The 13,821-nt window shown below is 46.3% G+C and carries 11 protein-coding genes; 1 reads left to right on the top strand and 10 read right to left on the bottom strand.

What is annotated here, in order from left to right; genetic code table 11:
* Positions 1-20: 20 nt before the first annotated feature.
* From hisS to MHH93_RS26900, 7 genes are all read right to left on the bottom strand, one after another.
* A complete protein-coding gene (gene hisS / locus MHH93_RS26930) occupies positions 21-1,274 on the bottom strand; it encodes a histidine--tRNA ligase (RefSeq protein WP_500056526.1) in 1,254 nt (417 codons plus the stop codon).
* Between the two features lie 597 nt (positions 1,275-1,871).
* A complete protein-coding gene (locus tag MHH93_RS26925) occupies positions 1,872-3,140 on the bottom strand; it encodes an SEC-C metal-binding domain-containing protein (protein ID WP_500056524.1) in 1,269 nt (422 codons plus the stop codon).
* Between the two features lie 622 nt (positions 3,141-3,762).
* Positions 3,763-4,209: a hypothetical protein gene (locus MHH93_RS26920; protein WP_500056522.1), complete on the bottom strand. Its 447-nt coding sequence runs from the start codon at positions 4,207-4,209 to the stop codon at positions 3,763-3,765.
* A gap of 103 nt (positions 4,210-4,312) precedes the next feature.
* Positions 4,313-4,819 carry a type 1 glutamine amidotransferase domain-containing protein gene (locus MHH93_RS26915; protein WP_215074539.1) on the bottom strand — a complete coding sequence of 169 codons (507 nt, stop codon included), beginning with the start codon at positions 4,817-4,819 and terminating at the stop codon, positions 4,313-4,315.
* A 268-nt stretch (positions 4,820-5,087) separates the two neighbouring features.
* Positions 5,088-5,255, bottom strand: coding sequence for a hypothetical protein (locus MHH93_RS26910; RefSeq protein WP_500056520.1), 168 nt, complete (start codon positions 5,253-5,255; stop codon positions 5,088-5,090).
* A 76-nt stretch (positions 5,256-5,331) separates the two neighbouring features.
* Entirely contained in the window at positions 5,332-5,793 is a 462-nt protein-coding gene (dtd, locus tag MHH93_RS26905; protein ID WP_500056518.1) for a D-aminoacyl-tRNA deacylase, read from the bottom strand.
* 12 nt (positions 5,794-5,805) lie between these two features.
* On the bottom strand, positions 5,806-7,983 hold the full coding sequence (locus MHH93_RS26900) for a RelA/SpoT family protein (protein WP_500056517.1): 2,178 nt from the start codon (positions 7,981-7,983) through the stop codon (positions 5,806-5,808).
* 373 nt (positions 7,984-8,356) lie between these two features.
* Here MHH93_RS26900 and uraA point away from each other — a divergent pair, with 373 nt between their 5' ends.
* Positions 8,357-9,673, top strand: coding sequence for a uracil permease (uraA, locus tag MHH93_RS26895; RefSeq protein WP_500056515.1), 1,317 nt, complete (start codon positions 8,357-8,359; stop codon positions 9,671-9,673).
* A gap of 161 nt (positions 9,674-9,834) precedes the next feature.
* Here uraA and MHH93_RS26890 read toward each other — a convergent pair whose 3' ends face one another.
* From MHH93_RS26890 to MHH93_RS26880, 3 genes are read right to left on the bottom strand one after another with little or no spacing between them, the layout of a single operon-like run.
* Positions 9,835-10,350 (bottom strand): adenine phosphoribosyltransferase, encoded by a 516-nt coding sequence (locus MHH93_RS26890; protein WP_500056513.1) that lies wholly within the window; start codon positions 10,348-10,350, stop codon positions 9,835-9,837.
* A 37-nt stretch (positions 10,351-10,387) separates the two neighbouring features.
* The gene (gene recJ / locus MHH93_RS26885) at positions 10,388-12,796 is read right to left on the bottom strand and encodes a single-stranded-DNA-specific exonuclease RecJ (RefSeq protein WP_500056512.1); all 2,409 of its coding nucleotides are present in this window, start codon (positions 12,794-12,796) and stop codon (positions 10,388-10,390) included.
* 40 nt (positions 12,797-12,836) lie between these two features.
* Positions 12,837-13,796 carry a cation diffusion facilitator family transporter gene (locus MHH93_RS26880; RefSeq protein WP_500056511.1) on the bottom strand — a complete coding sequence of 320 codons (960 nt, stop codon included), beginning with the start codon at positions 13,794-13,796 and terminating at the stop codon, positions 12,837-12,839.
* Between the last annotated feature and the right edge of the window lie 25 nt (positions 13,797-13,821).

Here is a 13,821-nt window from a genome sequence, read left to right as displayed (position 1 = left end):
ATCTTCATGTACAATTCGTCTTAGTTACCTTCGCGAATGGCTGCTACCAGATCATCCAGCTTCACGGTTTGTTGCTCTCCCGTATCCATCGACTTGAGGGCGATCTCACCACGTTCCAGCTCGTCATCACCAAGGATGGCGGTATAGCGGGATTTGAAACGATCAGCTGATTTCATCTGTGCTTTCATTTTGCGGCCCAGATAATCACGTTCTCCAGACAGTCCAGACTGACGAAGTTTGAACAATAGACGGTTCACTTCACGGTCAGCGGCCTCGCCCAGAGCAACAAAGTACACATCCAGTGGAGCCAGCGTAGTAACCTCAATACTTTGGTGCTCCAGAATCAATTGAATGCGCTCCAGACCAATACCAAAGCCGATACCCGGCTGATCAGGTCCGCCGATATCTCCAACGAGACCATTGTATCGACCACCGCCGCCAACCGTATCAATCGCTCCAATCCCTTGGGCCTTTAATTCAAACGCAGTCAGCGTGTAATAATCCAAGCCTCGTACCAGACGATTGTTCACAGCATAATCTACTCCGAAATCGTCCAGGTAGGCTTGCAGCTTGGCAAAGTGATTCAAAGACTCTTCATCCAGGCTATCCAGTATGGACGGAGCCCCTACGAATTTGTCCTGATCGACTTTGCAGTCTAGTACACGTAGTGGATTACGCTCCATGCGGGACTGGCAGTCCTTGCACAGGCTGTCTTTCATCGGTCTCAGGAACCCAAGCAACGTCTCGCGGTATTCTGCACGGCTGGTAGAGTTACCAACGGAGTTGATCTCCACTTTAACATCCTTCAAGCCGAGCTCAACACACAACTGGTAGCCGAGTGCGATGACTTCAGCATCAATCGCCGGATCCAGTGCACCGATGGCTTCTACACCAAACTGATGGAACTGACGCTGACGGCCTGCCTGCGGACGCTCATACCGGAACATCGGACCGATGTAATAGAGCTTGCTCACATCCGGTTCGCCGTAAATTTTATTCTCTACGTACGCACGAACAACACCCGCTGTTCCTTCTGGACGAAGTGTCATGCTGCGATTGCCTTTGTCATCAAAGGTATACATTTCTTTCTCTACGATATCGGTAGTCTCTCCTACACCGCGTACAAATAGTGAAGTCTGTTCGAAGATTGGTGTACGAATCTCACGGTAATTAAACCGTCGACACAGATCTCGTGCTTTTTCTTCAACGTACTGCCATTTCTCGACAACTCCAGGCAGTAAGTCCTGCGTTCCAGTCGGTTTTTGAAAAGCCATCTTGATCCCTCCAGCATTGATTTTTCTATATAACAAAAAAATCCCTCGCCCTGTCGCTGTGTATACAGCAAACAAAGGGACGAGAGATTGTGTAATATACATTCACCCGTGGTACCACCCACATTCCGGAAACCTGACACTTTAGCCGTTCAGGCGATCTCTGGTGATTCAGGATTGCTTAGAGCACCCTGATCAAGCAGATATTCCGCTCTACGTGTAACGCACGTCCTGCGCAGGCCGGCTACTGGTCAACAGATCATGTCTGTTATGTTCGCCGTCTGTTCTCGAGGAAGTCATTCGTCCGCTCATCAAGAGAATCCTTACAGCCTGGGGATTCCTCTCTGGTCATGTGGGCACGGAGTACTTGGTCCCGTCATCAAATCAGTAGTATTGTTCGAAAATCGACTTGTATTGACTACAGTCAACGTATTATTTTCTGATTGTAATGAACCGCAGTGCTAAAGTCAAGGGTTAACACGAAAAGATAGCACTAAAACATTTTACTCACACGCCGTACGAAATGGGGACACACAGATATCATGGGCGAATAGAAGCTGGATTCATGAAATGAATTCCAACTTCTATTGCTACATAACTCTACTGTTTCAGCATCCACTTCAACAGATCCGGCAAGCTCGCCCATAGACGAGAATGCATAATGACATATGCAATCGCTTCGTTTGAATCGCCCATTCCAACAAAGTCAGGGAGGTTATGCGGAAGCCGTTTCAAACCCAACAGGTAATCAGGCACATGTTTGTTCACACCCCGGGCCACACGGTACAGCATTTTGAGCTGGGAGGTGATTCCGTTTTTCTTATACTCCAGAATAATCTTGTCATAGGCAAAGGCTGTTGTGGCTTCGCCTTTTTCATACTTCTCCAACAATTGCTGTGCCTGATCCAATTGGTTGCTGTACAAATACACAGCAGCGAGCAGATAACGCGCTCCGGTATTGTCTTCCGTATTAAGCTCTAGAATATGCTCCAGAATATGTGCTGCTTCTTTCGCATCTCCGGCAAACCAGCAGGATTCGGCGTAGCTTTTGCATATCCGAATATAGGGACGAGTCTCATGAAGCCCCCAGAAGTCCCCTTTGTTCTTCTCAAAAAACAGTTCGCCCAGTTCGCGTTTGCCAGCAGCGATTCCGGCCTCGAGGTAAGATCGTGCGTCATGCTCATTGTCCGACTCCTCTGCCAGAATGAGATACGCATCAGAACTGTCAGGGTATATCTCCAGCGCCGTTTCCGCAAGCTGTATTCTGCGTTTGGAAGAACTGGCTTCCCTCGCCTTATCCAGCAGTGCCTGTGCTTTGTCCTTCGATGTACCTGGACTGTTCAGTATTAATAACTCGTCCGTTTCTCCGCCCATACCGTATTCTTCGATGTAATTGAACATCTCCTTAACCTTACGGGAGATCGTGCCTGTTGATACCTCATATTTATCAGCCAGCTCAGCCTTTGAGGCATTCAAGCCATATTCCTCGGATAGCAGATACTCAATGGCAGCACAGAAAGAGCCTGTCTTCTTCACAGTAGGTCGGGTCTGACGGGAATATCCGTTCCATAACATCAAAGCTTCCAAAATCAGCTCCGGCTCGTATTGTTTCCTCATGTCCTCTATAAGCTGCAGAGCCAACTGGTCGTGAGACGAATGCTCCCATTTCAGTTCATTCTCTACCATCTTTTTCAACTTGGTCAAGGTCACCTTGCTCTCAGTCTCAATTGAGACTGCCTGGACTGGTTGCTCCGTTGATATCAGCCCCAGTATGGATTCTACCGCAGAAGACTCCTTATTCAGACAACATTTCTTATATTTTTTCCCACTTCCGCATGGGCATAACTCATTTCTTCCAACCTTACTCAAAACTTATTCCCCCTTAAATCTGTCTCTAGCCATTCGCATGAGAACACGTAGCTTTAGCATTGTAATTGTTATCTCAAACAAGGCATTCTATATACTTTCAATTTCCAGCGATCAAGTAGAAACGGCTGCCCCGCCCTTATATAAGGACGGGGCCGTTTCAGCGAGTATATGTTCATCTGGAATATGACCGATCACTCTGGCAATGAATTCCGCATGCTCTCTGTCTTAGGATTGATTTGGCCTAAGCCCGATCGCAGGAGACTTGATTTACCGTCCATTGTAACCCAACGATGAGAACAATTCGCTTCAGAAAATTTAAACCCATTCCTCTATTCTAGCAAAAATTTAAATAAGGGGTAAGCTTTGCCCCAAAACATATATATTTTCAGCTCAAAAAAATAGCCTGCACACGGTGTGCAGGCTCAAAGGATATATAAAAAAAGGGGGTCATGTCTGTTATTATAAGCCCACTATGTTAAAGGCTTATGTAACTAATATTACAGTAATATTACAAAAATGATAGCGCTTTATATTTTGATTTTAATATATTTATAATTAAAAGCCCTTGCACATGACTCGACTCTACAGTCAAGCAGTGCAAGGGCGAAGAAGTATTTACACGTTAATTCAAGTCTTCCACAAAGGCATGGTTGGAACGAAGCTTATGAACAATCTCGTCATAATCCTCATCCCTTACTTTGGCAGACAGAACATAATGCAGATCATCATAATCGGCCGAAGACACGTCCGCTGCATTCAGCAGGTCTCCATCCTCATTCACTCTGTCACGAGAATCCCGTTCTGCGTCACGATCCACATTAGCTACCACAGGGATCACATTTTCACTGGCTGGAACACCTGGAGCTGCACCTACACCCATTGCCCCGTTAGTGCCTACGCCACCTGCAGTATTATATGGCACCAGTGGTACCATTATACGCGTGTCTCTACCTACCGCACTATCGAGTTGACCTACTTCCAAATGCTCTGTACGGAACGTCTGAAGTGAAGTTCTTGCACCCTCTGCCTCGTCTTCGGTTCGAAAATACGCCTGAATATGTTTTGTCATGTCAAACCCTCCTTTTTCGGAATGAAATGCAACGTGAAGTTTAGTACCCCACGATGTAACGTAGTTTAAATACATCAATCTATGTCAGCTGTAATGGCTGAAGTTATATAACTTTTAGCAGTTCACGTACAAACGCTGGCTCATCTTCAGGTGTTCGGGATGTAATATAGTTTCCATCCACAACTGCCTCATGATCCTTGAACTCTGCTCCTGCGTTTACCATGTCATCCTTAAGGGGTGGATAGGATGTAATCGTACGACCTTTCAACAGACCGGCACTAGCCAAAATCTGCGGACCATGGCAGATCGCTGCGATTGGTTTCTTCGCACTGTTGATCTCGGTGACAAACTTCAAGATGTGTGCATCACTTCGCAAATTCTCAGGGGATGATCCTCCAGGAATCACGACTGCATCATAATCTGAAGCGGATGCATCAGCAATCGCCTTATCTGTGGTATAGGAGGCTTTTCCTCCCTTACCTTTAAGGGTCTCACCGGCTTTCAACCCGATAATCTCCACTTCATGTCCAGCTTTTTTTACTTCGTCATACGGAACCTGCATCTCCGAATCTTCAAAGTCATTCGCCAATAAAAAAGCAACTTTACTCATAACGTATGTTCTCCTTTCCGTGTTCGAACTTTCTTTATGAATCGGGTCTTGCAGTACAACGGCACTTCGTTGTGCCTCGTTTTGTTATTACCCTCACCAGAGCAATTTATAACAATTCAATATAATTTCATTTTGTAGGAAAATCGACTAACGAGTATTTTATAAAAATCAACTCATAACAAAAAGTCCTGATTCGGTAAAGAATCAGGACTTTTTCAGAATCTGTATAATCCAAATTTCAGATGTTTATATACACATGTGTACACATTCAAGATCGTGGAAGATGGCTCTGTTTCCCTTTGTCCGCATCCTGAAGTGCCCAGATCGTTGCAACACACTCAGCAGCCGCACGGGCAAGATGCAAGGATTCATACAGGTTGCCAGGGAGTAACAATGGTTCTGTACGTGCACGTGTTTCTTTCGCAGATTGGCGCATAATTGGCTGGATACTCCTTTGATCATGAAATAGACATCAACGAATTATCCTTCATTATGGCCTGAACCCTAAGAAATTATGCACGCGGTTCCTGACGAACCGGACTTTCAAGCATCAAAGTCACGGGTCCCCAGTTGGTAAATGTTACATCCATCATCGCTCCGAAACGGCCGGTTTCAACCTGAATCCCTTTATCCCGCAAAAATTGATTAAACGTCTCATATAAACGTTCTGCCGCTTCAGGTCGGGCCGCAGCTGCAAAGCTAGGACGCTTTCCTTTGCGACAATCTCCGTACAGGGTGAACTGGGAAACGGACAGCACAGCACCGCCTACATCAAGCAGGCTGAGATTCATCTTCTCCTGATCATCCTCAAATATGCGTAACCCGCTAATTTTGTCAGCCAGATACTGAGCATCCTTCTCCGTGTCCTCATGGGTAATACCCACGAGCAACATTAATCCGGATTCGATCTTACCCGTCAGTTCGTCTCCCACAATCACCTGAGCCTCTTTACAGCGTTGAACAAGCACCCTCATCTTACAGGCTCCTTACTGCATAATCCGATGCACCGAATAGACATCTTTCACCCGTTTGATCCGATCTACAACGGATTGCAGATGATCCGTATTACGAATCAGAATTGTGACGTGCACCAATGCTAATTTATTTTTATCTGTCCGACCGGTAACGGCAGAAATATTGGTTTTACTTTCGGATACAGCCTGAAGTACCTCGTTAAGCAAGCCATTCCGATCATGGCCTGTAATCTCAATATCCACACTGTAACTCGCTTCGATATTCTCTTCCCACTCGACCTCAATCACACGTGCTGCTTCTTCTCCGTCTGCACTTGTCGGAATATTCGGACAGTCACTACGGTGCACGGAAACGCCGCGTCCGCGTGTAACGTATCCTATAATGTCATCCCCAGGCACAGGATTACAGCATCGTGCAAATCGAACAAGCAGATTATCGATGCCCTTGACACGAATGCCGTTGGTTGGTCGATTTCTCCGTTCAGGTGCAGGTTTCAGCTCGCGCATCTCGGAATTTAATTCGAGCAAACTGGACTCTTCCTGCTCTTTACGCAGTTTTTCAGTTGCTTTCGTTACGATCTGTGCAGCAGTAATCCCACCGAAGCCAACAGCTGCAAGCATGTCCTCAATATCATTAAACGCATATTTTTTGGCAGCTTCCATCAACTTGTCATCCGTCATCCACGCAGAAGGATCAAGCCCCATGCGTTTCAGTTCACGCTCACAGCTCTCCCGACCTTTTTCAACGTTTTCTTCACGGCGTTCCTTCTTGAACCATTGTTTGATCTTCGCTCGTGCATGAGAAGATTTCGCAATTTTCAGCCAGTCCTGGCTAGGTCCGTAAGAATGTTTGGACGTCAAAATTTCAATGATATCGCCAGTCTTCAGATGATAGTCCAGCGGAACAATTCGACCGTTCACTTTAGCCCCGATGGTCCGATTACCAACCTCCGTATGGATTCGATAAGCAAAATCCAAAGGAACAGAGCCAATTGGCAATTCAATGACTTCTCCTTTTGGCGTAAATACAAATACCAGATCCGAGAAGAAATCCATTTTGAGCGATTCTACGAATTCTGACGCGTCCTGTGCTTCATTTTGAAGTTCAAGAATTTCGCGGAAGAACGTAATTTTATCTTCAAATTGCGGACCTGCCGCTGCGCCTTCCTTATATGCCCAGTGAGCAGCGATACCAAATTCAGCAGTCCGGTGCATATCCCATGTCCGAATCTGTACCTCTGTTGGTTCGCCATTGGGACCGACGACGGTTGTATGCAGCGATTGATACATATTCGCCTTCGGCATCGCAATATAATCTTTAAAGCGTCCAGGCATCGGTTTCCATAAGGTGTGTATAATTCCCAGGGTAGCATAACAATCCTTGATATTATCCACAATAATACGAATGGCAAGCAGATCATAAATTTCGTTAAACTGCTTGTTTTTGGTCGTCATTTTCTTGAACACGCTGTAGATATGCTTCGGACGGCCCGAAAGGTCTGCCTGAATGCCCATCTCATCGAGCTTGTTCGTAATTCCATCCATAACGGTATCAATATATTGCTCACGTTCGGCACGCTTTTTGTGCATCAGGTTCGCAATACGGTAATATTGCTGCGGATTCAAATAACGGAGGGCGATGTCCTCCATTTCCCATTTGATCGCAGAGATACCCAAACGGTTCGCAATCGGACAGAAAATTTCCAGCGTCTCATATGAAATCCGGCGCTGGCTTTCTTCCGACTGAAACTTGAGTGTCCGCATATTATGCAGACGGTCAGCCAATTTGATCACGATGACACGGATGTCCTGCGCCATGGCGATGAACATTTTGCGGTAGTTCTCGTTCTGCTGTTCTTCCTTGGAGCGGAACTTAATACGTTCCAGCTTCGTCAAGCCGTCAACAAGCATGGCACACGTATTGCCGAAATGATTGCGGATCTCTTCAAGTGAGACCGTAGTATCCTCTACTACATCATGAAGAAGCGCTGCTATTATGGAGATGGTGTCCATCTGCATGTTCACAACAATGTCGGCAACCGCAAGCGGATGCAGAATATACGGTTCTCCCGATTTTCGCGTCTGTCCATGGTGGGCCTGATCAGCAAATACGTAAGCTTCTCGTATGCGCACCAGATCGGGTTCTTTGATATATGCCCCGGCCTTCTCGAGTAATTGCTCTATGCCCATTCTGATCTGTTCCGTGTCCTTTCTATACCAAATGGAACCCATGACATTGCTGCAACACAGGTTCCCCGTAAAAGTAATTTCCTATAATTATGACGCTTCGCCCGTTTCCCGTCAACTGCTGACGAATAAGAGCGCTTATCCAATTTTTATATTGGTGCTCTGTATTACTTTTAACCCGTTTCCCTATGACTCACAAGGGATTGAATGTATTTCTTATTTCTTAAGTATTATTGCCGTTATTTGCTGAAATAGAAGGAAAATTTATGAAAATATAAATTTCATCGCTCTGCTGCGTCAAAAATGTTATTGCTTAATTAAGAGAAACTCTGTAATCTATTGAAAGTTTGTGTTACGGAAAAGGAGATGAAATTCATTGCAACGCGAAATTCAGGTTAATCAAAAGATGCCACTTGGCTCAGGTTCACTGCTTAGCCTTCAGCATTTGTTCGCCATGTTTGGCAGTACGGTGCTTGTACCAAACCTGTTCGGTGTCGATCCAAGTATGATCCTGCTGATGAACGGAATTGGAACACTATTGTACATACTGATGTGTAAAGGAAAGATACCCGCATATCTGGGTTCCAGTTTTGCCTTTATTGCTCCTGTCACAATGGTATTAAAACAACATCCAGAGAATGGTTACTCCATGGCACTTGGAGCTTTTATCATAACAGGACTTGTTTTCTGTCTCGTCGCCCTCATTATTAAATTTGCGGGTACCGGATGGATTAACGTAGTCTTCCCACCAGCGGTTATGGGTGCCATCGTTGCCCTCATCGGTCTGGAGCTTGTACCTGTTGCAGCTGGTATGGCTGGATTGATTAATTCTGATCCCGTGGCTAACCCCAATTGGGCGCCTCAGGCAAAACCGATTATACTCTCTATGGTCACGCTCGGAATCACTGTCATTGGAGCCGTGACGTTTCGTGGTTTCCCCAAAATCATTCATATTTTAATCGGAATTGTATCCGGTTATGTATTGGGTAGTTTAATGGGTCTCGTAGACAAACAAGCTATTGGACAAGCTGATTTCATCTCACTACCGACTGTAACCACACCTACATTTGACTGGTCCGTCATTTTCACCATTTTACCTGTAGCGCTTGTCGTTATCGTAGAACATATTGGACATTTACTTGTAACCAGCAGCATTGTGGGCAAAGATCTTTCGAAAGACCCAGGCCTGCATCGTTCCCTGCTTGGTAACGGGGTCTCCACCATTCTTTCCGGGTTTGTAGGATCTACTCCCAATACAACCTATGGTGAGAACATCGGTGTTATGGCACTGACTCGCGTCTACTCCACATATGTCATTGGTGGGGCAGCGGTTATTGCCATCGTGCTCTCCTTCTCAGGAACGTTCTCGGCACTTGTAGCTAACATCCCTGTGCCTGTTATGGGTGGGGTATCCCTGCTTCTATTCGGAGTTATTGCAGCATCGGGTCTGCGTATTCTGGTTGAACAGAAAGTCGACTTTGCCAAGCCGACCAATTTACTGCTTACTACACTTGTACTGGTCATTGGACTGAGTGGTACTGAGGTTGTCTTCTACGGCGTTCATCTGAAAGGGATGGCACTGGCAACCATCGTCGGAATCCTGATGAGCTTGTTGTTCAAACTGTTTGAAGTAATGGGTTGGTTGAATGACGATTCGCAAAAACAGCCTATCACTGAAAAAACGCCTGATTAATTTCACGGTATCGTATATCAATCAAAAAAGCCTGTTCTATCCAACCGTTGAGGTTGGATAGAACAGGCTTTTTTATAGACATTAATGCTGTATATTATTTCCCGGGAAAAGGGAAAAGCAATTCAGGTTTTAATCACAACACTCCAAGTGGAGATTTAAACTTAGTAGTTCATCAATGTGAATACATCGATTTTTTCAGGTAATTTAGATCGACCGTTCAGATCAGTCAGCTCGATCAGGAAGGCAGCACCGACAACATTCCCACCCAATTGTTCAATCAAGTTGATGGAAGTTGCAATCGTTCCACCCGTTGCGAGCAGATCATCTGCGATCAGGACATTTTGACCTTTTTCAATCGCATCTGTGTGCATAGCAAGTGTATCCTTGCCATATTCGAGATCATAACCGACTTCAATCGTCTCTCCAGGCAGTTTTCCACTTTTGCGGATCGGAGCAAAACCGACACCAAGAGCATACGCCAGAGGGGCGCCCACAACGAAACCACGTGCTTCAGGTCCAGCAATGACGTCAATTTTGAGATCAGAAACCATCACTTTCAACTCATTGATCGCATTGCGGTACATTTCTCCATCCTTCAACAATGTCGTAATGTCCTTAAAGCTGATTCCCGGTTGTGGAAAGTCAGGAATGACACGAATATAATCTTTAAAATCCAAAATAATCTCCTCCTAAAATAAATACACAAACTTCCATCTAAGATACGCCCTTCATCCGGGATATCATCCATTGTGTCAGTTGCGGTGTGGCTGCATCCAGCATCACCTGTTCAATCTCGGCCATGTTTTCGAGCGCCTGATAGTGACGTGAAGCGGTTAGTTCACGTTTAGGCGGGTTATCCACAAAGGCAATTTTGCCGTTATCACGAGTAATGAAGGATAACTCTTCGAATACATCCAGCATCATCGTAATCATACGCGGCGAACAACCACACTGACGACTGAGCATAGGAGTAATCTCTTGTTCCTCCACGGGTTCAGCTTTCCATTTCAACACCTGCATATAAATACGCTTAAAGAGATCTCTGGAAGGCATCTGAAGGCGATCTCGGCGGTTGCCTGATCCGTGCAGAAGGATGATATTCTCAGCTCCACTGAACAAAGCCAGCATGGCTTCAAGTTGTTCCGGGGTTTCCGGCGTATCAAACACAAATAACGTCCGGACTTGTTCCTGTCCATAATGCTGTGCAGCAGCATTACACGGAAATAACCCGACCTTTCTATCATATACCCAAAGGCAAGGTTCATACAATGAATTTCCCTCGGAAACGTCTGTTTCTTTCCGAACAATAGCACCAACAGAACCTGATTTGTATCTCAGATGCACCTCAAGGGAGCTCAAGAAATGCTTCATCGCATTCAATGGCTCGGCGTGACCACGCATATCAAACACTTGTACCTGAGGAACATGAATATCCTGAAGCATCAATTGTGGTTTTCTCTTCCCATTCCATTCATTGATGGACAGTTCCCCCATCACATCAATAACGGAACCTGGGAGAAGGAATTCCGCTAAGGCTCCCTTTCCAAAGGCCACCGTTTCCAGTTGCTGGCCATCTTGCTCCAGAACCAATTTCAGATGGCGTTTCTCTCGCCCCATCGTTCTGGTTTCCTTCACAGTCACACTTCTCAATACAAACCGTGGCGAAGGATTACTCATCCCGAAAGGCTGCAGTCTGTCGATCTCCTGAATCACTTTCAACGGAACATCGCTGATTCTGCATTCATCATCCGCAAGACGCTGAGGTACAAAGTCGGCTTCGGTCAACACGGTTGCAGCAAACTCATTCAAGCCAGCCTCAAGTTCTTCCAGTTGATCCCGATGTAGCGTCATACCTGCGGCAGCCGGATGGCCCCCGTAATGGTCCATGGTGTGTTTATTGACTGTGAGCGCCTCATAGATATCCAAACCCTCAATAGAGCGCGCAGAACCTTTGCAGACACCACTCTCTGGATCAATCCCGAGAATAAGTGTAGGTCGGTAATAGCGGTCCAGCAATTTGGACGCCACAATACCAACTACTCCAACATTCCAGCCCTCACCAGCCAATACGATGACATCCGGAACGGATCCTGAACGAAGCTCTATCTTTTGTTCCAGCTGTGCCGTTGCTTCTTGTAATATGCCTTCTACGACTTGTTGACGCTCCCGATTCAATAGATCTAGCTGGCCCGCAAGCGTATGAGCTTCATCCAGATTCTCGGTAGTGAGAAGTGACACCGCTCTTCCGGCATGATCCAAACGTCCACTGGCATTAATACGAGGTGCCATGGCAAAGGCAATATTAATCGACGTCACCTGACTCTGATCCACACCACTGATTTCAAGCAATGCACTTACACCGGGAAGACGTGAACCACGCATGGATTCAATTCCATAACTGACAATAACCCGGTTCTCCCCTTCCAAAGGCATCAGATCAGCTACGGTACCGATGGCGGCAATCTCCATCCATTCACCGGGTACTTCCCCAATTAGTGCCTGAGCGAGTTTCAGGGCTACTCCCGCTCCGGCCAAACCTTTAAAAGGATACGGACATCCCGGAAGTTTTGGATTAATAAGAGTAAAGGCTTCTGGCAAAATCTCAGGCGGCTCATGGTGGTCTGTCACAATGACTTCGATGCCCAGTGTTGCCGCATAGGCAATCTGTTCAACAGCACTGATTCCGGTATCCACGGTAATAATCAATGAAACGCCTTGTTGATGGGCCCAATCCAACGCATGGTTGTGCAACCCATACCCTTCATTCGAGCGATGAGGGATATAGATATCGTACGAGGCACCAAGATGACGCATCAAATGGATCATGAGCGATGTGCTGGATACGCCATCGGCATCATAATCCCCGTAAATCAAAATATGTTCTTCCCGCTCCAAAGCCAGCTTGATGCGAGGCACAGCTTCATTCATGCCAAGTAGCAGATAGGGATCGTGCATCTGATTCAGATCAGGATGCAGAAAACGTTCGGCCTCCTTCTCATTGTGCACTCCTCGACTCACAAGCAAACGTCCAACTAGTGGGGAAACGGAAAGCGCCTGCGAGAGTCCCGCAGCCGCCTCCAAATCGATATTCGGTGTATTCCACCGGTATTGCGAATAAAGCAAAGATAACGCTCCTTTCCTGATCTACTGGACCCGCGCTTCACTACTGAATTAATGTCGCTTCGTGATCGGGCAGTTCATGATTGGATTTATAGGGATAGCCTGGATCATAAGGCACCGCTTGAATCTGCACCTCTTTCACATGACTGAACCGGGTAAGCAATAGTGTCTTGGCCCGATTTGCAATTTCCTGTGCTTCCAGTATGGAGATTCTCGGATTCACACTAACGACCAACTCAATCGTAACGTCATGTTCCTGTTCCCGAGCAACCAAATGCTCAATGGTAATGATGCCGTATACTCGCTGTACAGTCTCTTTGAAATCTGACGCGTCCTCCTGCTCCAGTTCCTGAACAAGTGAACCATACACTGTGTCCACAATCATTCGGTAACCCTTATGAAGTACAAAACAGGAAGCAATAAACGCAGCCGTAGGGTCCAAGTAGAGCAGCATGCTCAGACCCGTCTCTTCACCAGCCATCGATCCTATAATGCCGATCAACACGGTGAGAGAACAATAGAGCGCACGACGATGTTGCTGTGCATAGGCTAGCGCCTGAGACTGGTTTCGTTTACGAAAATATCTGTACTGAAATTGAAAAATCGCTTCTTTCACAGCCAGAGCTGCAACAGCTACCAAAAGTACTGACTTGCCGGGTGCTTCCGGTTCACTTCCGGAGAGACTACCCAATGCGGAGATGGCAAGCTGTAATCCACCCATGAGGATCAGCACAGATAACAATACGGAAATTCCGGGTCTAGCAACACGTGAATGTTCTTTAAACCGTTCCCTGCGAGCCCTGCTCTTATCACGTACAGACTTGGAGGGAAAGAGACCTGCCAGGGCAGAACCAGCTTCAGAAGCAGAATACAAGCCGTCAGCGAGCAATGATTTGCTATTTGCCATATAACCGACTCCCGCTTTGATTACCGCAAGTCCCATATTACCAGCAATACCACTCCATGTGGCAGCCTGAGCAGATGGGATATGTTCTCTGGTCATGAATATTCCCCCTTATTTCTGTACA

Origin of the sequence: Priestia sp. FSL H7-0729, from assembly GCF_038005685.1 — a bacterium.
Lineage (GTDB): Bacteria > Bacillota > Bacilli > Paenibacillales > Paenibacillaceae > Paenibacillus.
This window is presented reverse-complemented; position numbering and strand designations above follow the sequence as displayed.

Coding starts and splice junctions, on each gene's coding strand:
- hisS (WP_500056526.1), bottom strand. CDS start 1,274: ATGGCTTTTCAAAAACCGACTGGAACGCAGGACTTACTGCCTGGAGTT.
- MHH93_RS26920 (WP_500056522.1), bottom strand. CDS start 4,209: ATGACAAAACATATTCAGGCGTATTTTCGAACCGAAGACGAGGCAGAG.
- MHH93_RS26915 (WP_215074539.1), bottom strand. CDS start 4,819: ATGAGTAAAGTTGCTTTTTTATTGGCGAATGACTTTGAAGATTCGGAG.
- MHH93_RS26910 (WP_500056520.1), bottom strand. CDS start 5,255: ATGCGCCAATCTGCGAAAGAAACACGTGCACGTACAGAACCATTGTTA.
- dtd (WP_500056518.1), bottom strand. CDS start 5,793: ATGAGGGTGCTTGTTCAACGCTGTAAAGAGGCTCAGGTGATTGTGGGA.
- MHH93_RS26900 (WP_500056517.1), bottom strand. CDS start 7,983: ATGGGCATAGAGCAATTACTCGAGAAGGCCGGGGCATATATCAAAGAA.
- MHH93_RS26880 (WP_500056511.1), bottom strand. CDS start 13,796: ATGACCAGAGAACATATCCCATCTGCTCAGGCTGCCACATGGAGTGGT.